The sequence below is a fragment of the Neptunomonas marina genome, from assembly GCF_004005935.1.
Taxonomy (GTDB): Bacteria; Pseudomonadota; Gammaproteobacteria; order Pseudomonadales; family Balneatricaceae; genus Neptunomonas; species Neptunomonas marina.
This window is the reverse complement of record NZ_SACQ01000002.1, coordinates 574,576-596,691: the sequence shown is the minus strand read 5'-3', so window position 1 is coordinate 596,691 and position 22,116 is coordinate 574,576. Positions and strand designations below refer to the sequence as shown.

Genomic DNA, 22,116 nt, shown 5'->3' with positions numbered 1-22,116 from the left:
AAAGCCGCTATTGAAGCGGCTTTTTTGTATCTATGTCGCGTCTAAATCACTGCTGTTCTTTCTCGACCAGGTAATCAACGACTTTTAACATCTGCTGCTGACCACCAGCCATCGCTGCTGTAATGCGATATTTGCCGTTCACAACCATCGATGGAACACCATCAATCTGGTAGCTACGCACCTTAGAATCGCCTTGGTTAAGCTTAGTATTCACCGCAAATGAGTTGAAGGTTTTTTCAAACTTAGCGCGATCGACACCTAAATCGGCATAGTAATCAGCCAGTGCCTCTAAATCACGGAAGCGTTTGCGCTGCAGGTGAATCGCGTCAAACATCGCTTGGTGAGTTTTCTCAACTTCACCGAGCAGCTCAGCCGTGTAGTAAGCGCGAGCCATCGGCTCCCAGCTACGGCCAAACACAACCGGAATACGCTTAAAGTCAACGCCGTCTGCTTGCTGCTTAACCCAGCTCTCTAGCAGTGGCTCAAACGTATTACAATGTGGGCATGGGTAGCCAAACATCTCGATAACTTCGACTTTGGATGGGTCAGCTGTTTTAACCGCTGTCGGCAGTACTTCGTAGTGCTTTCCTGCTTCAAACTCTTCAGCTTGTGCAACCAAACTTGCGCCAATTAACACAACAACTGACAACAGTTTTTTAAACATCGATAATCTCCGATCATTATTCTTGGACACCTCTGTGACCGGTGCCACACAAAAGGGTTCCTTCGTTCATAAAAAAAGGCAGCCGTAGCTGCCTTCATCTTGAGGTCTAAGCCGCTCGCTTAGTAAAGACCTTGAATGTAGCTAGATACCGCTTTGATCTCAACATCGCTCAGTTTAGCAGCGATATCACGCATCATTGCTTGTGGATCTTGGTTACGTGCAGATACGCGGAAGTCTTTCAACTGCTTAGCAGTGTAATCTGCATGCTGACCGCTCAATGCAGGATAGCCAGCAGATGCGATACCTTGACCATTGGCACCGTGACACGCTGTGCATGCTGGTACACCTTTAGCCGCTAGGCCTGCGCGATAGATTTGCTGACCAAGCTCAAGTTGGTCTTGTGCAACCTTACCGCCCTGCACTTTTTTGCTCGCATAGTAAGCCGCGATATCTTCTAAATCCTGATCGCTCATTGCATCCAGCAGGCCCGTCATCTCAACGATCTTACGGTCGCCTGATTTGATGTCTTGGAGCTGCTTCACCAGATATGTAGCATTCTGGCCAGCTAGTTTTGGGAAGTTGGCAATTGCACTGTTGCCGTCAGCACCGTGACAGGCAGCACATACTGCAGTTTTTCCTTGTCCTGCAGCGGCATCACCTGCTGCGTTCGCTACGCCCGTTATACCTAAGGTTAACAGTAAGCTGATCAGTAATTTGTTCATGATTAACCTAGACTCTTGTCATCTTAAAATGGATGTTTTTACTGTTTATTGCTGGGCAAAAACAGCACCAACGTAAACCTTTATTATGCCCATCTGCTAGAGGTTGACTCTATTCACGGGTAAAATTTGGCGGCATTATAACTTAATATCCCTATAAACTGGAACGGTTAATGTGTAGCCAGCCCTTTTCGGTAACCTAAAGTATATGCCCCATATCAATAAAACGATCCATTACAATGCCGCACACTTTTTAACAAGTGCCAGCAAGCTGAGCCAATGCCCTCCTGACGAGGGAGCAGAGGTTGCTTTCGCTGGCCGCTCGAATGCGGGCAAATCGAGTGCGATTAACGCATTAACCAACAACTCCAAGTTAGCTCGCACCTCAAAGACGCCGGGCCGCACTCAGCTGATCAACTTCTTTACACTCAATCATGAGTCGTTACGAATCGTTGACTTACCGGGCTACGGATATGCAAAAGTGCCGGTGGCGATGAAAGTTCACTGGCAGAAGCACTTGGATCAATATCTCCAAGAACGCATGTGCCTGCGCGGCGTCGTACTCGTCATGGATATCCGCCATCCCATGAAAGAGTTCGATCAGATGATGGTTGATTGGTGCGCGACCACCGGTGTGCCACTGCATGTGCTGCTCACCAAAGCGGACAAACTGAAAAAGGGCCCCGCCCAATCCACCGTGCTTAAGCTTCGCAAAGAGCTCACTGCACTCTTGGGAGATAGCGTATCCGTACAGCCTTTCTCGGCGCTAAAACGCAGCGGCATCGACGTCCTTCAACATCGCTTGAATGATTGGTTGTTAGCTGAAGAAGAGGGTGCGGATCACTCAGAAACGGTGGCACCTAGCGAGCCAGAGTAAAAAAAACTAGCACCCAGGCATGTGCGGAAGGGGAAAAAGCACACTGCCTGGGGCTAAGGCGTCCTGCTGCAACCCACACATCTTTACTACTGAACACTAGGAGGGGAACGATAAGATGTGTCTTCTTATTGACGACACCCTTTTTTGTTAGTTCCCCAATTGATCAAAAAAAAACCAATTATTTTCCTCTAGTGGGCCTGATCCCAATTGTCGCCCGCGCCAGCTTCAACGATTAAAGGTACCGCCAGCGCCGCTGCTTGCTGCATTTTTTGAGCAATTTCTGCCTTAAATTCATCGACTTGATCTGCTTTTGCTTCAAAGATCAACTCATCGTGGACCTGCATAATCATACGGGCATCAAAGCCACTGTTTGGCAACCACGCATCCACCTGCACCATCGCGCGCTTGATAATATCCGCAGCTGTGCCTTGCATCGGAGCATTAATCGCGGTGCGTTCTGCCGCTTGGCGCTGCATGGCGTTACGTGCATTAATAGCAGGCAGATAGAGTCGACGGCCAAACACGGTCTCTACATACCCCTGCTCACGCGCTTTTTCACGGATCTCTTCCATGTAGCGCTGCACGCCAGGATATGTCGCAAAGTAGTGGTCGATATACTCCTGCGCTTCGTTGCGGCCAATGCCTAACTGTTTACCCAAGCCAAACGCAGACATCCCATAGATCAAACCAAAGTTAATCGCCTTAGCACGGCGGCGTTGCTCCGTACTGACCTGCTCGATACTGGTTTTGAACACCTCTGCCGCGGTCGCGCGGTGAATGTCGTCACCGTGATTAAACGCGTTTAGCAGCCCCTCATCGCCCGACAGGTGCGCCATGATGCGCAGCTCAATCTGAGAGTAGTCCGCAGCCACAAGTTGGTAACCCTCTGGCGCGATAAACGCCTGACGGATACGACGGCCTTCCGCGGTACGGATTGGAATATTCTGCAAGTTAGGGTCTGTTGAGGAGAGGCGCCCGGTCGCCGTAACGGCCTGATGATAGGACGTATGAATGCGCCCCGTCGTTGGATTGATCATCTGCGGCAGCTTATCCGTGTAGGTAGATTTCAGCTTGCTCAGACTACGGTACTCTAGCAGCAGTTTAGGTAGCGGATAATCCAGCGCCAGCTCTTGAAGCACCTCCTCTGCCGTTGAGGGGACACCCTTCGGGGTCTTTTTAAGCACCGGCAACGCCTGTTTTTCGAACAGGATATGTTGTAGCTGTTTCGTGGATGCCAAATTGAAAGGCTCCCCTGCGAGCTCATGCGCTTCGCGCTCTAAGGCGGTTAAGCGTGTCTCTATCTCTAGGCTTTGTTTGCCCAATAGCTCCGCATTGACCAACGCACCGGTGCGCTCCATACCCGACAGCACAGGAATCAGAGGTTTCTCTATCTCTGTGAACACCTCAGCAAGGCGAGTCTCTGCGTCTAACTGTGGCGCAATCGCGTGATGCAGGCGCAACGTGATGTCCGCATCTTCAGCAGCGTAAGGACCCGCTTGCTCCAGATCGATCTGGTTAAACGTCAGCTGCTTCTTACCTTTGCCTGCAATCTCTTCAAATGAGACCGTTTTTACACCTAAATATTTATCAGCAAGGCTATCCATATCATGGCGCGTGGCGGTGGAGTTCAGTACGTACGATTCCAGCATGGTATCGAAAGCGATGCCACGCATGGCGATGTCATACCGGGCTAGCACATTCATATCAAACTTGATGTGCTGACCCACTTTAGATAACGATTCTTCCTCCAGCAGTGGCTTCAGCTTTGCGAGCACCACATCACGATCCAGTTGAGCTGGAGCACCGACATAATCGTGCCCTAATGGCACGTAAGCCGCCTCACCCACCTCAACAGCAAAGGAGACGCCCACCAGCTGCGCTTCCATATAGTCAAGCCGGTCAGTTTCTGTATCAAAGGCGATCAGTTCAGCGGCTTGCAAGCGCGTTAGCCAAGCATCGAAACGCGCCATATCGGTGATCACTTCATAGTTCGTCTGCACCGGTGCCGCCGGCTGCTCATCTGTTTCTGTCGCACCGCTATCGCCCTCTAACTCGCGTACCCAGCTGCGGAACTCATACTGCTGGAACAGCGCCAGCAGCGCAGCGCTATCTGGCTGCGGCGTGCCGATCTCATCGAGCGTGAAGTCTAGTGGCACATCGGTTTTGATCGTTGCTAGTAGGTAAGATAACTCGGCGACCTCGCGATGCTCCATCAGCTTCTTCGCCATTGTTTTGGAGCCCCGAAAGCCCAGCGCCGCGATATCATCCAAACGCTCATATAGCGCCTGCAGACCGCCAATACCTTGTAATAGAGCGAGCGCTGTTTTCTCACCCACACCTGGCACACCCGGAATGTTATCGACTTTATCGCCAAGCAGCGCCAAGTAGTCGATGATCAGCTCCGGCGGAATACCAAATTTCTCCTCAACACCCGCGCGGTCCATCGTGGTATCCGTCATGGTATTGATCAAGGTAACGTGCTCATCCACCAGTTGGGCCATATCTTTATCGCCGGTGGAGATCACAGTCTCGATACCGGCTGCGCTCGCTTGGCGTGCCATGGTGCCGATAACATCGTCAGCTTCCACACCCTCTTCAACAATTAAGGGTAGCCCCATCGCGCGAATAATACTGTGGATTGGCTCAACCTGTGCGCGCAGATCATCTGGCATGGATGGTCGGTTCGCTTTGTATTCTGCGTACAACTCATCGCGGAAGGTTTTTCCCTTGGCATCAAAGATCACGGCGATACGGGCATCCGCGTACTGCTTAATCAAACTACGTAGCATGGATGTCACGACACGAATCGCACCACTTGGCATCCCATCTGACGTGCGTAGGTCCGCCTGCTGAGAGGCAAAGAAAGCACGGTAAAGGTATGAGGAGCCATCAACTAAGATGAGAGGGGCAGCATTTTGAGTCATGATCTATCCGTTTGTAAAAGTTGCAGGCGCTTTACAGCAGCGATTTCCAAGCCCACAATCATAGTCAATCTGGCGCAGCCAACCAATGAGTAAAGACGATGATTAAACGTTTATTGATGATTCTGGCCCTATCGCTGCCGCTGGCAGTCTCCGCTACTGGTATTCCCGGCGATCCGGACGAAGGCGAGCCAGATATTCGGATCAGCTATAAAGAAGACAAGACCTATTATGAGTACCGCATTGGCGGGCAGCTCAAAGAAATAAAGGTGGTTCCGGCTGTCGGAAAGCCTTACTATCTGGTGCCTTCTGATGATGGCTCATTCGCACGTTTCGATGAGTCCTCCTTATTACTCCCAAAATGGGTCATTTTCCGTTGGTAATTCTGTGGCTGTATACACTCAACTAAACGACAATGAGATGCAGAGCCTGGTCGAGCAGTTTGATCTGGGCCAGCTGGTTTCCTATAAAGGCATCGAAGGCGGTATCGAAAATACCAACTACTTCGTCACACTGGATAAAGCCGGTACGACAAGTGAGTTTGTATTAACCATCTTTGAAGAGTTCGGCATGGATGACATGCCCTTCTTCGTTGAGCTCACCACTTGGCTGGCCGAGCGCGGGCTGGCCGTGCCCTCACCTTTCCAAGATCAAAACGGCATTGCGCTGAAAAAGATTCATGGCCGCCCTGCGCTGTTGCAACCGCGCTTTTACGGACATCACGTCGCCCAAGCCGACCTAACGCCCGCACACTGCGCCTCTATCGGTGCACAGCTAGCGCAGTTCCATATCGCCGGTGAAAACTTCTACCTGCGTCGCCAAGCACATCGCGGCGTATTTTGGTGGCGCCGCGAGAGCCATAACATCCAACGTCACCTGAGCCGTGAAGAGGGTGAGTTGCTGCTGCAAGAGGTCCGTCTATTTGATGAGCTTCGCGAGCAACCTTGGGGGCTGCCGATGGGCATTATTCATGGCGACCTTTTCCATGACAATGCGCTATTCGAAGGCGAAGAGGTCTCCGCCATACTGGATGTCTACAACGCAGCCACTGCATTTTGGCTGTTTGACCTAGCCATCGTAGCGAACGACTGGTGCACACGCCCCGACGGTTCCATCGACCTTGAGCGAGAAGCCGCATTGCTAGCGGCATACCATAAAATACGCCCATTCACAGACGATGAGCACAAAGCGTGGCCACAAATGGCACGTACAGCAGCGATGCGCTTCTGGCTGTCTCGTTTGATTCCGGCCTGTGGTATCGCCCAAGAAAACCGCCAAGGTGGCGACATGGTGATCAAGGATCCTGATGAGCTCAAGCGTATCTTGCTGCAGCGTATCAACCAACCCACTGATCTACCTGCCTAGTTAGTTATTAATCGATAAGCACTGCGAATTTGAATGGACGTTACAGAAATACTTGATGGTCTAAACGACGCACAACGCGCGGCGGTCTCCGCTCCCCTTCAGAACCTGTTGGTGTTAGCTGGGGCCGGCTCCGGTAAAACCCGCGTTTTGGTGCACCGTATTGCGTGGCTCGTACAGACCGAGGGGCTATCCCCCTACTCCATCATGGCGGTAACCTTCACCAATAAAGCAGCGCGCGAGATGCGCGGGCGTATCGAAGAGCTACTGGGTGTTAACCCCAATGGCATGTGGGTTGGCACATTCCACGGATTGGCGCATCGCATCTTACGTGCGCACTGGAAAGATGCGAACCTCAATGAAAACTTCCAGATCATGGACAGTGATGATCAGCTTCGCTTGATCAAACGTCTCTGCAAAGAAGCGAATCTAGATGAGAATCGCTGGCCTGCACGCCAATTCCAATGGTATATCAACGCGCAAAAGGATGAGGGGCTACGCAGCCGTCACATCGAACGCTCAAACGATCCACACACCAAAACTATGATTGGTATGTACGAGGCTTACGAAGAGGCCTGCGACCGTGGTGGCATGATCGACTTTGGCGAGTTATTGCTGCGCTGTTTAGAGTTGCTGCGCGACCTAAACCCGTCCCTGTTGCGCCACTACCAAGAGCGTTTTCGCTATATCCTCGTTGACGAGTTCCAAGATACCAACGCCATCCAATATGCATGGCTACGCTTACTATGCGGCAGCGAACCCAAATTGATGGCCGTGGGAGATGATGATCAGTCTATCTATGGTTGGCGCGGTGCACGCATCGAGAATATTCAGCAACTACCGACACACTTTGGCGCCGTCGAGACGATCCGTCTTGAGCAAAACTACCGCTCAACGCAAAGTATCTTGAAAGCCGCGAATGCGGTTATCGAGAACAACCAGGGCCGCTTGGGCAAAGAGCTTTGGACCGACGGCAACGATGGCGAGAAACTCTCTTTATACGCTGCCTTCAATGAGCAGGATGAAGCCCGCTTTATTGTTGGCCAGATCGAAAAGTGGCTAGCTGATGGTAATATGCTCAGCGATACGGCGATCCTATACCGCTCCAACGCTCAATCTCGAGTGCTTGAGGAAGCGCTAATACGCTCAGGCGTCCCTTATCGAATTTACGGCGGCCACCGCTTCTATGATCGCTTAGAAATTAAGAACGCGCTGGCATACCTGCGACTGGTCTCGAACCGCAATGACGATACCGCCATGGAGCGCGTGATTAACGTTCCGACGCGCGGTATCGGTACGCGCACCATTGACATTGTGCGCGAACATGCTCGCGCCGAAAACATCTCAATGTGGCGAGCTGCCAGCGAAATCGTTGAATATAAAAAGCTGCCAGCCCGTGCGTTAAACGCGCTACAAGGCTTCCTTGATCTGATCAACCAGATCGATACAGACTCCGCAGGCACAACACTGCATGAGCAAACCGACCATGCAATTGAGCTCAGCGGTCTGATTGACCATCATAAAAAAGAGAAAGGCGAGAAGGGCCAATCCCGTATTGAGAACTTAGAGGAGTTGGTCAACGCCGCGAAGCAGTTTAGCGGTCAGTGGGAAGCCACCATGGAAGCCCAAGAGAACACCACCGAGCTGGCAGCCTTCCTTGATCAAGCAGCGCTGGATGCTGGCGATGCGCAAGCGGAAGAGCACAAAGACAGCACTCAACTGATGACTCTACACTCCGCCAAAGGCCTTGAGTTCCCGATGGTATTCCTCGCCGGTATGGAGGAAGGGTTGTTCCCACACAGCATGTCTGCCGAAGAGCCCGGCCGCTTAGAGGAGGAGCGCCGACTGGCATATGTTGGCATCACCCGCGCGATGCAAAAGCTCTACCTAACCTATGCCGAAGCCCGCCGTATGCATGGCCAAGATAACTACAACCGCCCTTCGCGCTTTATCCAAGAGATTCCTATCGAGCTGATCGAAGAGGTGCGCCTCAATGCCACGATCAGCCGACCGATGGCCGCTGTCGATCGTCGCGAGGTCAATCAGTTCAACAACCATGTTGAGGAAACGAGCGATACGCCTGCTATTTATGTCGGACAAGCCGTGAAGCATCCGATCTTTGGGGTTGGCGTGGTGTTGAACTGTGAAGGTAGCGGTCCGCGTGCGCGGGTGCATGTGAACTTTGATGACGAAGGCACCAAGTGGTTAGTGGTCGGTTTTGCGAAGCTTGAGCCGATCTAGCGCACTTTTGCGGCGTTGTGCTGGTAACGTTTCAGCATAACGCCAATCGTGCATCCCAACAGCAGACCAACACCGTTGGCAAACAGATCCAGCCACTCTCCCCAGCGATTAACATAAGGCTGGATCAGCTCAATCATACCACTCCAGCCAAAAAGTACCGCAACGCCCCACCACCAGTAACGTGGCTGGCGCAACGCAAGTGGTAAGACCAGCGCCATGTAAGCGATAAGATGATGGGATTTATCACTCCCGGGTACGCCCTGCGGCAGCTGCTCAACGGGCCACAATGAAAGCGTAGTAATTAGCATCAACAAAGCAACGGTCAGCATTGGCCAACGCTGCTCTATCCACCCAATGAGCCGCTCCATGTTTATCCCCTGCTACCTAGTTCTCGTCAATGTGACGGCCAGCATACTGTTAGATAGCAAGAAAGTCATTTGCTATTAGAGGCGACTTTCAGCGACAATTTAGCGCTATTTTCACGATTTACCGGAGAGAGACCTTGTCTAAGAAAAACACCCGTGGTGAGCACGCAGAATTAACTAACAAGTTTGTTGCTCTTGCTAACCAGATGAAGAACGAAGGCTACAGCATCGAGATCGTTTCAGCTGCGATGATGAGCGCATCGTGTGTCTACACGACCTATTCTGTCGCTGGCAACGAAGGCATCCTGACACCTAAAGGTATCGACGCTATCGCAGACAAGTACAAAGAGACGCTCTCTTTTGTACAAACATCGAAAAAAGCTGAGCTTGAAGCAAAATCAGGTAAAGCGTAAGTCGTTATGCCGCGTTATACGATCTTCTCGACTCCCGTTATCACACCACTCATCAGCGCGGTTTCCGCAACAGCGCTGAAACTGTTGGGCTGGCAGATAAAAGGCATTAACGCGGCAGATACTCCGCGCTGCATCATTATTGGCGCACCGCATACGACAAATTGGGACCTTCCCTTCAGCTTGATGATCGCATTTCAGCTAAAAGTGCCGCTTTTTTGGATGGGTAAAGATTCCATCTTTAAGTTTCCTTTTGGCGGACTGATGCGTTGGATGGGAGGAATTCCTGTTGATCGCTCTCGGTCACATAATACGGTCACCACAACAGCACAACTGTTTGAGACGGATGCGTCATTGCGCATTCTTATGGCACCCGAGGGCACCCGTTCGGCGGTCAAAGGCTGGAAAAGCGGGTTTTATCATATTGCCGTGCAGGGCAACGTGCCAATTTTGCTCGGTTACATTGATTACAAGCGTAAAGTGGGCGGGATTGCGCAAGCCTTCTACCCAACCGGTGACTATGAAGCCGATTTGCAACAAATTAAGAGCATTTATAACCAATTGACATAATGAGTAAGGGTGCATTCATAAAAACCCTCTCAAAATCGCGTCTTTAAATGCCAGCTGAATTTGAACTCATGCTCAACTATAGCGAAGCCTGCGAGCGCAATAAGTATGCGATTGCCACTCATCTTGATGCCTACCTGCCTAACGTCCGCTCAGTGCTTGAAGTGGGCAGCGGATCGGGGCAACACGCTATCTTTCTTACTAGCCAACATCCACATCTCATTTGGCAGGCTTCCGATCGTGAGCAGTACTTGGATGCGCTCTCAATCAACCTTGAGCAATACGGTATTAGCTCACTGCCTCCCCCTATAGAACTGGATGTATTAAATCACTGGCCAACGCGGCAATACGACGCCCTGTTTAGTGCCAACAGTTTGCATATCATGAGCTGGAAAGAGGTAAAAGCGCTGTTTGCCGGCGCAGGCCGTGCGGTATCGCGCCGAGGTTGGCTCTTTATCTATGGCCCGTTTCGTTATCGAGACGGCTATACATCCGAGAGCAACCGCGAATTTGACGCTTGGCTCAAAGCACGTAATAGCGAAAGCGGTATCCGCGACTTCGAACAGGTAACCGAGTTAGCCGAGCAGCACGGCTTTGCTTTACGGGCCGATGTGGCGATGCCAGCGAACAACCAACTGTTGATTTGGCAACGCCTCTAATAGCGGTTACGCCGAGAAAGCCCGAATATGGCCACTGTTATCGATGGCAACTTGCACACATTCGGTTTCCGTCACTTTACGGCGTGTCGAGCCATCCGGGCAGCGGCCCCATACTTCAACTTTGATGCGGATTGAACTGGTACCGGTTTCCACTACCTGGGTGTAGAAACTCAGAATAGTCCCCACCAGCACTGGTGAGAAAAACTCCATCCCACCGGTTGAGACAGTCGCCACTCGGCCTTCTGTCACCGCACCCGCGCGCATCTCAGCGGCAAGCACCGCTTGTGAAGACACCCAACCACCGAAGACATCACCAAACATATTGGTGGCATCAGCCCCTGCGGGGCGTTTCAGCGTTAACTCACCTTCAGGTTGCTGCAAAGCAGTTTCATCCTGTGCGCTATCAATCTCGTTCACGGCTACTACAAAGTCCCTGTATCTATTTAGGGTTATGATTTTCAATCAGTTTACGCCAACCCTACCCATATTGCGACGCGAGTTTAGCGTCAGTTACGCTTATAGTTATCAGGTCGCCCGCAGGAAAAATTTCATCATGTCACATTAGTGTCACAAAGCACTCTTATAGTGAGCCCAACTTAACTAAAACAACTCGTCTCTGCTGGAGCACATGATGAAACCAATGAAGAAGTTAATCGCAGCTGCTGCCATTTCTGCGACTTGCATGACTGCTAACGCTGCAGACCTGCTGGACCCAAATCTGCCAACTTACACCAAGGCATCTGGCGTTTCCGGTAACCTGTCTAGCGTAGGTTCTGACACACTGGCTAACCTAATGACGCTTTGGGCAGAAGAGTTCAAGCGTACTTACCCGAACGTTAACGTTCAGATCCAAGCAGCGGGTTCTTCTACTGCGCCACCAGCATTGACTGAAGGCACATCAAACATGGGTCCTATGTCTCGTAAGATGAAAGACAAAGAGATCGAAGCGTTTGAGAAAAAATTCGGTTACAAGCCAACACCGGTTGCTGTAGCAATCGACGCACTTGCAGTGTTCGCACACAAAGATAACCCTATCCAAGGTCTATCTATCCCACAGGTTGACGCGATCTTCTCTTCTACACGTAAGTGTGGCGCAAAAGCAGAAGCAAGCACTTGGGGTGACGTAGGTGTTGAGGGTTCTTTGGCTGACAAGAGCATCCAACTGTTCGGTCGTAACTCAGTATCTGGTACTTACGGTTACTTCAAGAAGAAAGCGCTATGTAAAGGTGACTTCAAGAACAACGTAAACGAGCAGCCAGGTTCTGCATCGGTTGTACAGTCGATCTCTACATCTTTGAACGGTATCGGCTACTCCGGCATCGGTTACAAAACATCTTCTGTTCGTGCCCTGCCACTGGCTAAGAAAGAAGGTCAAGCATTCGTAGAAGCAACACCTGAAAATGCGGTAAACGGTACTTACCCGCTGTCTCGCTTCTTGTACGTGTACGTTAACAAGAAGCCTGGTCAAGCACTGCCACCAATGGAGCGTGAGTTCTTGAAGATGGTTATGGCTAAAGTGGGTCAAGAAGTTGTTGTGAAAGATGGCTACATCCCACTGCCAGCGAAAGTTGTTGAGAAGCAAATGTCTCAACTAGGTCTATAAGACCAGACAAAACATAGCTATATCAATAGCTTAAGGGAGTTCCGCAAGGAACTCCCTTTTGTCGTTAGGTATGCCCTGTAACATTAGTGTCACAAAGAATCATTACCCTAGCGGCACAGAATAGCTCCACCAGGACTGATATTTCCCATGAGCACTGAAAACACCACGACTCCACAAATCGATTTCAATACACCTGCACAGCAACGCCTGCGCAAACTCCGTGCATTGAAAGATAAATCTGCGACTGTGGGTATTGCGTTTGGCGGCATCAGCGTGATCATCGCAATCCTACTGATCTTCTTCTACTTGCTATACGAAGTCGCTCCGCTGTTCCAGTCGGCAACGATGGATCGTTGGCAGCAGGATGGCCGTACAGTCGAAGCCTACGCGTCTCCGGGTGAAGGCAAAACGCTTTACCTCTCTATGGAAGAGCAAGCTGAGATCGGCGTTCGTATTACAGATCAAGGCCAAGCGGTCTTTTTCAATACGTTAGATGGCACCGTTCTTAAAGAACAAGCGCTGCCACACCCCGCTGGTGCTGAGATCGCGAGCTTATCGGTTATATCAGAGGCGCAGCATCTACTTGCACTGGGCTACAGCAATGGTGAAGCGCTCATCTTTAAGCACGATTACAAGTCGACCTACCCAGACGGTGTGCGCGTTATTACACCGAGTATTGAATACCCTGTCGGTAGCGAGCTTATTCGTGTCGGCGATAAGCCACTCACTAAGCTGGCAGTAGCGTTCGACGAAGAGAACTGGAGCTTGATCGGCGGTGATGCGACAGGTATGACACAGACAATTCTATCCGTTGAGGTCAACATGATGACCGACGAGGTAGAGACAAGCCTGTCGTCTATCGAATTACCGGCATTCAATATCAAAGCTCAGAAGATCATCCAGCTGCCTGATCGCCGCTGGTTAATGATCGCAGGCAAAAACAAAGTCGCGGTTGTCGATCTACAAGCTGACGATGGCCCACAAACATCGCAAGTTGTCGAAGCAACCAGCGGTGAAATCACCGTATTCCAATTGCTGCTAGGTGGCAATGCGCTGTTGATCGGCGATAACCAAGGCAATATCAACCAGTGGTTCTTGGTGCGCGATCAGGACACTAACTGGCACTTAACGAAGATTCGTAGCTTTGAAGGTGGTAGCTCACCGGTGGTTGATATCTCCACCGAGCATCGCCGCAAAGGTTTCGCCTCAATTGATGAAGCCGGTACATTGCGCCTGTTTAACACAACAGCACACCGCAATGCGCTAACAGAAGCCGTAACCTCAGGTGAAGCAGACTACATCGCTTACGCGCCACGCTCGAACGCTCTACTCGTAGAAGAGAACAACATGCTGACATTGTGGGCTATCCACAATGAGCACCCAGATGTTTCGTGGAGCGCGCTGTGGGAGAAGGTGTGGTACGAAGGTTACCAAGAGCCCGAATTTATCTGGCAGTCCTCTGCTGCAAACAATGACTTCGAGCCCAAATACAGCCTTATGCCACTGGCGTTTGGTACGTTGAAAGCGGCGTTCTACGCCATGCTACTGGGTACACCGCTTGCCATCGCAGGTGCTGTCTACACGGCATACTTCATGGTTCCGGCGATGCGCCGCAAGGTCAAACCTTTTATCGAGCTGATGGAAGCACTACCGACGGTTATTTTGGGCTTCTTGGCCGGTCTATGGTTGGCACCTTTTATGGAGGATCAGTTAGCGGGCATATTCGTGATCCTGATGGTTGTCCCCATCGCGATCGTGACCTTTGGCTTCGTGTGGGCGCAAGTACCTAACCGCATCCGTTTCCTTATTCCAGAGGGCTGGGATGCTGCTTTACTGGTGCCTGTGATTATTCTCGCGGTGCTGTTTAGTTTAAATATTTCCGATGGCATCGAGGTTCTACTCTTTGGCGGCGATATGCGCCTATGGATCAGTAACGGTCTGGAGATTCCATATGATCAGCGTAACGCTCTCGTGGTGGGTATCGCGATGGGCTTTGCCGTTATCCCAACGATCTTCTCGATCACTGAGGATGCGATCTTTGCAGTCCCTAAACACTTGAGCTATGGCTCTTTGGCACTGGGCGCGACACCTTGGCAAACGCTGACACGTGTGGTGCTGCCAACAGCCAGCCCAGGTATCTTCTCCGCTCTGATGATCGGTATGGGCCGTGCGGTAGGTGAAACCATGATCGTACTGATGGCAACAGGTAATACCCCCATCATGGATATGAACATCTTTGAGGGTATGCGTACGCTGGCAGCTAACATCGCTGTCGAGATGCCCGAGTCAGAGGTCGGCAGTACCCACTACCGCATTCTGTTCTTAGCAGCGTTCGTACTGTTCCTGTTTACCTTTGTCGTCAATACGCTTGCCGAGCTGGTGCGCCAGCATCTACGTAAGAAGTACGGCTCACTGTAATACCGGATTATCGAGGATTGATGAAAATGAAAGTCTCTTTTTCTGAATGGGCCAAATCCGGATCACCTTGGGTTTGGTTAAACGCTGGAGCTGTTGCCATCAGCATTATTATGGTCGTGGGGCTATTGCTCCTGATCGCATCGCGCGGCTTGGTACACTTCTGGCCTGCGGATATTTTGCAAGCAACCTATTCGCAAAATAACCACTCTATTCGCATCATCGGTGAAACGGTTGATAGCGAGCGAGTTCCTGCAACACAGCTGCGGGATGCTGGCGTAGATGTACCAGAAGGTGTCGAAGAGATGCGCCGCGACCTGATGAAAATTGGTAACCGTGACGTAGGCGGTACCGATTTCACGTGGGTACTACACGACAATCTATCCAACCAGCAGTATCCAGAGATGCTGTTCGCGGCAGAGCGCCACGAATGGGGTAACTTCTATGGCTACCTGCGCGCACTTAAAGAGGGCGACACTGTTGTCGGCCAGTACGATGGCTACGACAAAACGCCTGAATATTTAGCGCTGTGGGACAAGTTTGAAGCGAGCATCGAGCGCGCGCAGGAGATTCATGACTCGATCTACCAGATCGAAAAGCATGAGATCGGCGCCATCAACTACGAGATCGAGCGCCTGCGCTTGAAGCAACGCTCATTGGAGCTAGACGGCTCTACCGATGCTGCCGCGTTCGCAGAAATTGACGCTCGCCGCGCAGAGCTTGGCGAAGAATATAAAGTACTGCAGGATGAACTTATCGATCTATACGGCCAGATCAACCGCGACAAAATCGTGGCTGAAGTATCAGGTGGCCAAACTATCGAGATCGATATCGCCAAAATCGTTCGCGCTTTCCGCCCGAACGACATGGGTATCTTTGCAAAGCTTGGCCATTACGGTAGCAAACTGTGGGAGTTTGTCTCAGACGAGCCACGTGAAGCGAATACGGAAGGGGGCATTTTCCCAGCGATCTTCGGTACCGTTTTGATGGTCATCATCATGTCGGTTCTGGTAACACCTTTCGGAGTTATCGCAGCGGTTTACCTGCGCGAGTATGCCAAACAAGGCTTCACTACGCGTTTGATCCGCATTGCGGTGAACAACTTAGCAGGCGTTCCATCTATTGTTTATGGTGTATTCGGCTTAGGTTTCTTCGTCTACTTCTTAGGCGGCAACATCGACCGTTTGTTCTACCCTGAAGCCCTGCCATCACCTACCTTTGGTACTGGCGGCCTCATGTGGGCATCCATCACGCTAGCACTGCTTACTGTTCCGGTGGTTATCGTAGCAACGGAAGAGGGTTTAACACGTATTCCACGCGCGATCCGCGAGGGTTCTTTGGCGCTTGGCGCAACAAAAGCAGAGACACTATGGAAAGTCGTACTGCCCATGGCGAGCCCTGCCATGATGACCGGTGTCATTCTTGCCATCGCACGTGCAGCCGGTGAGGTAGCCCCCCTCATGTTGGTGGGCGTTGTGAAGCTAGCACCAAACTTGCCGCTAGATGGGAACTACCCATTCCTGCACTTGGATCAGAAATTTATGCACTTGGGCTTCCATATCTATGATGTGGGCTTCCAGAGCCCTAACGTTGAAGCGGCTCGACCGCTAGTATATGCAACAGCACTATTGCTGGTTGCGGTTATCGCACTGCTTAACATCTCAGCAGTCCAGATCCGTAACCATCTGCGTGAAAAATACAAAGCGCTCGAAATGTAACGCTGTTTTAACGAATTTTAGAAAAAGGTTTATTGAAGATGACGACTGACGCGAAAACTCATGGCATCGATATCTCTTCGTTGCAGCGTGCCGACCGCAACCTTAGCCTCGATACCGAAACAACGACGCTACAGGTAAAGGACCTACGCTTGGCGTATGGCGAAAAAGAAGCGCTACACGGTATCAACATGGATATTCCGAAGAAACGTGTAACCGCCTTTATCGGCCCATCCGGTTGCGGTAAGTCTACCCTGCTACGCTGCTTCAACCGTATGAACGACTTAGTTGATGGTTGTAATATCTCCGGCCAGATCTTGCTGGATGGCAACAACATCTACGACCGTGCGGTAGAAGTTGCTGACTTGCGCCGCCGCGTGGGTATGGTGTTCCAGAAACCCAACCCATTCCCAAAATCGATCTACGAGAACGTGGCTTATGGCCTGCGTATCCAAGGCATCAATAAGAAGCGTGAAATTGATGAAACGGTTGAGTGGGCGCTTAAATCCGCTGCACTGTGGGATGAGGTAAAAGATCGCTTACATGAAAGCGCACTGGGTATGTCCGGTGGTCAGCAGCAACGTTTGGTTATCGCGCGTACCATCGCCGTGAAGCCAGAGGTTCTGCTGCTCGACGAACCCGCTTCTGCACTAGACCCTATCTCTACTTTGAAAATTGAAGAGCTGATCCACGAGCTGAAGAATGACTTCACGATCGTGATCGTTACCCACAACATGCAACAGGCAGCCCGTGTTTCCGACTATACTGCCTTCATGTATATGGGTGATTTGATCGAGTTTGGTGTAACAGACACCCTCTTCACTAACCCTGAGAAGAAGCAGACCGAAGACTACATCACAGGTCGTTACGGTTAACCGTAATCGCGTTCTCAATTAACTGAATATATAGGCCGGAGTACCTAACAGTGGAACTCAAACAGGACAACTACTCGACTCACATCTCACAGCAATTTAACGATGAGCTGGAAGAGATTCGTACCGAGCTACTTACCATGGGTGGTATCGTAGAGCGCCAAGTACATGATGCGGTTGAAGCCCTTCTGACCGGTGATGCGGAGATGGCCGAGCGGTCACGTCGCGTTGACAAGCAAACTAACGACATGGAAGTGATGATCGACGAGCGCTGCACAACGATCATTGCCCGCCGCCAACCGGCAGCGAGCGACCTGCGCCTGATCGTAGCGATCTCGAAAGCGGTCAACGACCTAGAGCGTATGGGCGATGAAGCTAGCCGTATCTGCCGCCATGCCATTGAGCTGGTTGAAGATGGCGACTCCCAACGCGGTTATCAGGAAGTTCGTCACATCGGTAACCTAGTGCGCAACATGGTGAAAGATGTACTGACCGCCTTTGCACGTAACGATGCTGAGCTGGCTTACCATGTCGCTAAGCAAGACAAAGCGGTTGATCTTGAGTACCGGACGGCGATGCGCTCACTGATGACCTATATGATGGAAGACTCACGCGCGATCTCGAGCTGTCTAAACGTCATCTGGGTACTGCGTAGCTTGGAGCGTATCGGTGATCACGCACGTAATATGTCTGAGCACCTGATCTACCTCGTTAGCGGTACCGATGTACGCCATCTGCCTCTGTCTGAGATTAAAGAGACAGCTGGCATTAGCGACAGCACCGAAGACTAAGCGCCTCTCAAACGCATCTAAACAGCGCCACATGGCGCTGTTTTTCGTTTCACTCAGCGACGACTAAGCCAACACACGCTAGCCTGCCTCCAAGTTTTTTCTCTATTGGCCGATACCTTGATTGAATAGGTATTCCAGGTAACGCACCGAGTGGTTTGATCTATGCTGCAATATATCGTTTATGCCGACCTCAACTGCCCGTACAGCTATGCATTGCACGAGCGCCTGTACGCGTTGAACTTGCTTGATCAAGTTGAGTATCGTTTGGTCGAACACGCCCAAGATATCGGCTTGCAAGGTAACTCTCCCGATCTACTCGCGGAGCTTGCCAGCGACGTTTTTTCGGTTCGCAGCTACGCCAGTGATATCAGTATTGCTCTACCTCCCGAGCGCCCTGATAGCCGCTTTGCCAATTTATGCGTTATTGCTGCGGGTCTCATCGATCCTGAAAAAGCCCAACTTTTCCGCCGCCTGTTTTACAAAGCGCTTTGGGTTGATGGACTTGATATCGCAAGTCCTGCGGTCATCTTTGATTGTCTGGAAGCCGCCGGTTTACCCACCGAGTTATCGGTCGATTTTGAGTGCGAAGAGATACTTGATACCTGGCAGGATGCTTGGGAATCTAGCCATGTGGGATCCCGCGTCCCTGTTATTCTTGCCAGCGACGGGCGTAAGCTACTCGGATTAGCTACCAACGAAGAGATCACCGCATTCTTTGCCGGCGAGTCCACCGATGTTGAGTATGACTCGGGTAAAGCCTGCAAGTACGCGCAGCACCATACCATCGCAGTATTCGCCCCCGAGGGCATCAGCACCGTCTGGCAAACCATTGATGCTTTGCGCGCCAGTTACAATATTTTACTCCCCGCCACCTTCGCTGACCTGAAGCAGTTACTGGAATCCGCCGAGCAAACGCCGGATCTGATTCTGGTCGCCGCAGGTGATGGGTGGCTGCAAAACTTGCTCTACTGCCAACGGATGGTGCAGCAGTTTAATCATGCGTTTATACCGATCGCGATTGCGGGCGCAGAATCAGATGATCAACAGGAGGTCACCGCTTACTCCCACGGCGTATCGGATTATCTTGTCCAAGACCGCGCCCCCGCAGTGCTCAAAGCGCGTATACGCATGATGTTAGATCTCAAGCGCTCGCGTGATGTGCTAGAGCGTTCGGCTCGGATCGATGGCCTCACAGGTGTAAACAACCGTCGTGAGTTCGAAAAGCAGCTCGAGATGGAGTGGCGCCGCTGTGCTCGCACCCGTCAGCCGTTGTCACTCATTATGGTGGATGTAGATCACTTCAAAGCATTTAACGACCGATACGGTCATTTAGCGGGCGATAGTTGCCTGCGACGTGTGGCCAGTGCCATGCAAAACAGTGTTAATCGCTCCCACGATGCTATTTTTCGCTACGGTGGAGAGGAGTTCGCCGTGCTGCTGCCAGATACGGATAAAGCCGGCGCGCTCAACGTGGCACAAGCTATTCGCGATCAAATTCTCGCTCTTGGTATTCCTCACGACCGCTCATCAGCCGGTCTGGTGGTGACCGCCAGCCAAGGCTTGGAGACCTTAGTGCCCAGTGCCGAGAACAGCCCGCACCAACTGGTAGAGCACGCCGACACTGCGCTCTATAAAGCGAAAAAGCGCAGCCGTAACTGCGTGGTTGCTGCCTAACGCGCGTGCGTATCCCAATAATCGGCTAACGGCGGGAATCTCTCGATCAGTCCCGCTTTGCCCAGTTCATGCATCAAGGCAATATTCCGCTCGGGGATCGCATCAGGGTCCTTATAGTGGGCCAAGACTCTACTCATCTGGTTTTCACGAATGATGTGCAACATTGGAAAGGGAGAGCGGTTGGTCCAATGGCTTAGGTCATCTTGATCCACACCCGCAAACAGATAACCCGGATGAAAGCTAGCGACCTGAAACTGCTCACTCATTCCTGCTTGATCGAGTAACCGCTCGCAGGTGTGTAACAGGTCGAGATAGTCGTAAAAGTCAGCGGTTGCGTTGGGAAATATATAGAGTGTTGTTGCCACGCTTTTTTCATCGCTGCGCTGAATGAGGTCTAACTCACCTAAAAAGCCCGCCGCGACGTCCTCATCGGTTGCTGCGTCAGTAACGCTGTAACGCACTGAATCTTGCTTAACGACGGGCGCGGCAAACGGGCATAAGTTCAGCCCCACTACCATCGTTTCAACCCATGCACGCGTTAATGTAGCCGCTGCTACTTTGTCTTGCTCTGAAGATATTTTCATGGCCGCATCCTAATTCATTGTGGCGCTAATCGAAAGTGACCAAGCGCACGCTTTCGTAAGGCCAGCGGTGACGTGCTGCATGGGAAAGGAGTAGAATACCTGCCGAGCTTATAAAGGAATTGTTTGTGCCCGTCCGCCACTCTCTTATTCACGCCAGTTTTGATGCCCGCTGGTATCATTTGCGCCGCTTGTCCGCACTCCATGCGCCCTACCACTGGCAGCGCTGGTTAACCGACCGCGGCTCACTGACGCAGCACCTGATGAATGCCAGCCAAGGTCATTTTAGCGTTGAAGTGATTGCACAAGGCTGGGGACGCCCGAACCGCTCGGAAGCACAGATATTGGGAATGCCACCACGCCAGCTCGCACTCATTCGTGAAGTTCATTTACTGGGCAATCAGGAGCCGTGGGTTTACGCACGCTCAATCATCCCTGCGGCAACGCTGACGGGTCGCGAGCGACAGCTCCACCACGTCGGTAACCGGTCGCTAGGCAGTGTGCTCTTTAATGACCGAACCATGCGCCGCGGCCCCCTCGAAGTCAGCCGGTTCGATATCACCAGCGAGCAAACGCTATGGGCACGGCGCTCCCAATTTTATCTATCCGGTAAACCCCTACTCGTGTGCGAGGTTTTTTTACCGGCACTAGAGCAGGTAAACTATCAGCCCACAACGAGCTAGCCCTGACCTCAAACAGGGTTGAATTCCATTAGCATACCGTCACGGCGACTTTCAAAGATGACGGGTGATGATATAAAAGGATTGTTATGCCCGGTGCCTCCCTATTTAAGCCCATGAGCTTACGCGAGCGGTTGGATGTCTATGTCAATTTGACGCGCTTCAACCGGCCGATCGGCAGCTACCTGCTGTTATGGCCAACCTTGTGGGCACTATGGATCGCATCTGAAGGCATTCCCGATCTCAAGCTCATTGTTATCTTTACATTGGGCGTTTTTCTGACGCGCTCCGCTGGCTGTGTTATCAACGACTTTGCAGATCGGAAAGTTGATGGGCATGTAAAGCGCACCGCTCAACGCCCCTTAGCGACGGGAAAAATCACCGCCAAAGAAGCGCTATTACTGTTTGCTGCGCTCATGCTTGTTGCATTTGGCTTAGTGCTGCTAACCAATACGATGACGATTCTTATGTCATTTGGTGGTCTGTTTCTCGCATCACTCTACCCTTTTATGAAACGTTATACCCACCTACCGCAAGTGGTTCTCGGCGCCGCGTTCGGATGGGCGATCCCCATGGCATTTACCGCTGTCGGCGAACAGATTCCGCTGATCGCATGGGTGATCTACAGTGCCAAGCTACTCTGGACCGTAGCCTATGACACCATGTACGCCATGGTTGATCGAGATGATGACCTCAAGATTGGTATCAAATCGACCGCTATTCTGTTTGGCCAATACGATAAACTCATTATCGCGATACTGCTGATACTTACTCTTATCCTCCTTGTAGTAGCGGGCTTTCTGGCTCAGCTCGGTGGCTTTTACTATCTCGGCCTACTGGGGGCTGTCGGTTGCTTTGTTTACCAGATGCGGCTGATCAAAGATCGCGAGCGAGACCCTTGTTTTCGTGCCTTTTTGAATAACCACTACGCGGGGTTGTCGGTCTTTGTTGGCATTTTTCTTCACTATCTTTAGTGAATTGTTCTAGCATGTAACAATAG

21 protein-coding genes are annotated in these 22,116 nt (G+C 51.4%); 15 read left to right on the top strand and 6 right to left on the bottom strand.

Going from position 1 to position 22,116, the window contains the following annotated elements; translation table 11 throughout:
* Positions 1–46: 46 nt before the first annotated feature.
* Entirely contained in the window at positions 47–664 is a 618-nt protein-coding gene (locus tag EOE65_RS07495; protein ID WP_127693670.1) for a thiol:disulfide interchange protein DsbA/DsbL, read from the bottom strand.
* A gap of 119 nt (positions 665–783) precedes the next feature.
* Positions 784–1,386 (bottom strand): c-type cytochrome, encoded by a 603-nt coding sequence (locus EOE65_RS07490; protein ID WP_127693669.1) that lies wholly within the window; start codon positions 1,384–1,386, stop codon positions 784–786.
* Between the two features lie 205 nt (positions 1,387–1,591).
* Between EOE65_RS07490 and yihA the strand changes: the two genes are divergently transcribed.
* Positions 1,592–2,260, top strand: a complete 669-nt coding sequence (yihA, locus tag EOE65_RS07485; RefSeq protein WP_127693668.1) for a ribosome biogenesis GTP-binding protein YihA/YsxC — start codon at positions 1,592–1,594, stop codon at positions 2,258–2,260.
* Between the two features lie 188 nt (positions 2,261–2,448).
* On the opposite strand, the gene polA is transcribed toward yihA, so the two are convergent.
* Complete coding sequence (gene polA, locus EOE65_RS07480; RefSeq protein WP_127693667.1) at positions 2,449–5,184, bottom strand: DNA polymerase I; 2,736 nt, start codon at positions 5,182–5,184, stop codon at positions 2,449–2,451.
* Between the two features lie 98 nt (positions 5,185–5,282).
* On the opposite strand from polA, the gene EOE65_RS07475 reads away from it, so the two are divergent.
* Genes EOE65_RS07475 through uvrD form a run of 3 tightly spaced genes read left to right on the top strand, consistent with a single transcriptional unit; the run spans position 5,283 to position 8,784 of the window.
* Entirely contained in the window at positions 5,283–5,564 is a 282-nt protein-coding gene (locus EOE65_RS07475) for a DUF2782 domain-containing protein (RefSeq protein WP_127693666.1), read from the top strand.
* Positions 5,518–6,546: a homoserine kinase gene (locus EOE65_RS07470; protein ID WP_276317500.1), complete on the top strand. Its 1,029-nt coding sequence runs from the start codon at positions 5,518–5,520 to the stop codon at positions 6,544–6,546. The genes EOE65_RS07475 and EOE65_RS07470 overlap by 47 nt, the downstream gene beginning before the upstream one ends.
* Before the next feature lie 33 nt (positions 6,547–6,579).
* Entirely contained in the window at positions 6,580–8,784 is a 2,205-nt protein-coding gene (gene uvrD / locus EOE65_RS07465) for a DNA helicase II (protein WP_127693664.1), read from the top strand.
* Here the strand turns inward: uvrD and EOE65_RS07460 are convergent.
* Entirely contained in the window at positions 8,781–9,152 is a 372-nt protein-coding gene (locus EOE65_RS07460; RefSeq protein ID WP_127693663.1) for a VanZ family protein, read from the bottom strand. The two genes, uvrD and EOE65_RS07460, sit on opposite strands and share 4 nt — an antisense overlap.
* Positions 9,153–9,286: 134 nt before the next feature.
* Between EOE65_RS07460 and EOE65_RS07455 the strand changes: the two genes are divergently transcribed.
* Genes EOE65_RS07455 through EOE65_RS07445 form a run of 3 tightly spaced genes read left to right on the top strand, consistent with a single transcriptional unit; the run spans position 9,287 to position 10,785 of the window.
* Positions 9,287–9,562, top strand: coding sequence for a DUF3144 domain-containing protein (locus EOE65_RS07455; protein WP_206052630.1), 276 nt, complete (start codon positions 9,287–9,289; stop codon positions 9,560–9,562).
* Positions 9,563–9,568: 6 nt separating this feature from the next.
* Positions 9,569–10,129, top strand: a complete 561-nt coding sequence (locus tag EOE65_RS07450; protein ID WP_127693662.1) for a lysophospholipid acyltransferase family protein — start codon at positions 9,569–9,571, stop codon at positions 10,127–10,129.
* Positions 10,130–10,176: 47 nt separating this feature from the next.
* Positions 10,177–10,785, top strand: coding sequence for a DUF938 domain-containing protein (locus tag EOE65_RS07445; RefSeq protein ID WP_240656935.1), 609 nt, complete (start codon positions 10,177–10,179; stop codon positions 10,783–10,785).
* Between the two features lie 6 nt (positions 10,786–10,791).
* On the opposite strand, the gene EOE65_RS07440 is transcribed toward EOE65_RS07445, so the two are convergent.
* On the bottom strand, positions 10,792–11,202 hold the full coding sequence (locus EOE65_RS07440; RefSeq protein WP_240656934.1) for an acyl-CoA thioesterase: 411 nt from the start codon (positions 11,200–11,202) through the stop codon (positions 10,792–10,794).
* Positions 11,203–11,416: 214 nt separating this feature from the next.
* On the opposite strand from EOE65_RS07440, the gene EOE65_RS07435 reads away from it, so the two are divergent.
* The 6 genes from EOE65_RS07435 to EOE65_RS07410 all read left to right on the top strand — a co-directional run bounded on the left by EOE65_RS07435 (position 11,417) and on the right by EOE65_RS07410 (position 19,855).
* Positions 11,417–12,388, top strand: a complete 972-nt coding sequence (locus EOE65_RS07435; protein ID WP_127693661.1) for a PstS family phosphate ABC transporter substrate-binding protein — start codon at positions 11,417–11,419, stop codon at positions 12,386–12,388.
* 147 nt (positions 12,389–12,535) lie between these two features.
* A complete protein-coding gene (locus EOE65_RS07430) occupies positions 12,536–14,806 on the top strand; it encodes an ABC transporter permease subunit (RefSeq protein WP_127693660.1) in 2,271 nt (756 codons plus the stop codon).
* Positions 14,807–14,832: 26 nt separating this feature from the next.
* Positions 14,833–16,521, top strand: a complete 1,689-nt coding sequence (gene pstA, locus EOE65_RS07425) for a phosphate ABC transporter permease PstA (protein WP_206052629.1) — start codon at positions 14,833–14,835, stop codon at positions 16,519–16,521.
* 38 nt (positions 16,522–16,559) lie between these two features.
* A complete protein-coding gene (gene pstB / locus EOE65_RS07420; RefSeq protein WP_127693658.1) occupies positions 16,560–17,393 on the top strand; it encodes a phosphate ABC transporter ATP-binding protein PstB in 834 nt (277 codons plus the stop codon).
* Between the two features lie 50 nt (positions 17,394–17,443).
* On the top strand, positions 17,444–18,181 hold the full coding sequence (gene phoU / locus EOE65_RS07415) for a phosphate signaling complex protein PhoU (RefSeq protein ID WP_127693657.1): 738 nt from the start codon (positions 17,444–17,446) through the stop codon (positions 18,179–18,181).
* Between the two features lie 162 nt (positions 18,182–18,343).
* Positions 18,344–19,855 carry a diguanylate cyclase gene (locus EOE65_RS07410; RefSeq protein ID WP_127693656.1) on the top strand — a complete coding sequence of 504 codons (1,512 nt, stop codon included), beginning with the start codon at positions 18,344–18,346 and terminating at the stop codon, positions 19,853–19,855.
* Here EOE65_RS07410 and EOE65_RS07405 read toward each other — a convergent pair.
* Complete coding sequence (locus EOE65_RS07405) at positions 19,852–20,439, bottom strand: DUF1415 domain-containing protein (protein ID WP_127693655.1); 588 nt, start codon at positions 20,437–20,439, stop codon at positions 19,852–19,854. The two genes, EOE65_RS07410 and EOE65_RS07405, sit on opposite strands and share 4 nt — an antisense overlap.
* Before the next feature lie 125 nt (positions 20,440–20,564).
* Here EOE65_RS07405 and EOE65_RS07400 point away from each other — a divergent pair, with 125 nt between their 5' ends.
* Together EOE65_RS07400 and ubiA are read left to right on the top strand one after the other, a co-directional pair.
* The gene (locus EOE65_RS07400) at positions 20,565–21,119 is read left to right on the top strand and encodes a chorismate--pyruvate lyase family protein (RefSeq protein ID WP_127693654.1); all 555 of its coding nucleotides are present in this window, start codon (positions 20,565–20,567) and stop codon (positions 21,117–21,119) included.
* Between the two features lie 86 nt (positions 21,120–21,205).
* On the top strand, positions 21,206–22,090 hold the full coding sequence (gene ubiA / locus EOE65_RS07395) for a 4-hydroxybenzoate octaprenyltransferase (RefSeq protein ID WP_420846524.1): 885 nt from the start codon (positions 21,206–21,208) through the stop codon (positions 22,088–22,090).
* Positions 22,091–22,116 lie beyond the last annotated feature (26 nt).

Excerpts from the sequence above, each read along its gene's own strand:
- polA (WP_127693667.1), bottom strand. The coding sequence starts at position 5,184 with ATGACTCAAAATGCTGCCCCTCTCATCTTAGTTGATGGCTCCTCATAC.
- EOE65_RS07450 (WP_127693662.1), top strand. The coding sequence starts at position 9,569 with ATGCCGCGTTATACGATCTTCTCGACTCCCGTTATCACACCACTCATC.
- EOE65_RS07460 (WP_127693663.1), bottom strand. The coding sequence starts at position 9,152 with ATGGAGCGGCTCATTGGGTGGATAGAGCAGCGTTGGCCAATGCTGACC.
- EOE65_RS07445 (WP_240656935.1), top strand. The coding sequence starts at position 10,177 with ATGCCAGCTGAATTTGAACTCATGCTCAACTATAGCGAAGCCTGCGAG.
- pstB (WP_127693658.1), top strand. The coding sequence starts at position 16,560 with ATGACGACTGACGCGAAAACTCATGGCATCGATATCTCTTCGTTGCAG.
- EOE65_RS07430 (WP_127693660.1), top strand. The coding sequence starts at position 12,536 with ATGAGCACTGAAAACACCACGACTCCACAAATCGATTTCAATACACCT.
- EOE65_RS07495 (WP_127693670.1), bottom strand. The coding sequence starts at position 664 with ATGTTTAAAAAACTGTTGTCAGTTGTTGTGTTAATTGGCGCAAGTTTG.
- EOE65_RS07490 (WP_127693669.1), bottom strand. The coding sequence starts at position 1,386 with ATGAACAAATTACTGATCAGCTTACTGTTAACCTTAGGTATAACGGGC.
- EOE65_RS07410 (WP_127693656.1), top strand. The coding sequence starts at position 18,344 with ATGCTGCAATATATCGTTTATGCCGACCTCAACTGCCCGTACAGCTAT.
- EOE65_RS07435 (WP_127693661.1), top strand. The coding sequence starts at position 11,417 with ATGAAACCAATGAAGAAGTTAATCGCAGCTGCTGCCATTTCTGCGACT.
- ubiA (WP_420846524.1), top strand. The coding sequence starts at position 21,206 with ATGCCCGGTGCCTCCCTATTTAAGCCCATGAGCTTACGCGAGCGGTTG.
- pstA (WP_206052629.1), top strand. The coding sequence starts at position 14,833 with ATGAAAGTCTCTTTTTCTGAATGGGCCAAATCCGGATCACCTTGGGTT.
- uvrD (WP_127693664.1), top strand. The coding sequence starts at position 6,580 with ATGGACGTTACAGAAATACTTGATGGTCTAAACGACGCACAACGCGCG.
- yihA (WP_127693668.1), top strand. The coding sequence starts at position 1,592 with ATGCCCCATATCAATAAAACGATCCATTACAATGCCGCACACTTTTTA.
- EOE65_RS07475 (WP_127693666.1), top strand. The coding sequence starts at position 5,283 with ATGATTAAACGTTTATTGATGATTCTGGCCCTATCGCTGCCGCTGGCA.
- EOE65_RS07405 (WP_127693655.1), bottom strand. The coding sequence starts at position 20,439 with ATGAAAATATCTTCAGAGCAAGACAAAGTAGCAGCGGCTACATTAACG.
- EOE65_RS07470 (WP_276317500.1), top strand. The coding sequence starts at position 5,518 with ATGAGTCCTCCTTATTACTCCCAAAATGGGTCATTTTCCGTTGGTAAT.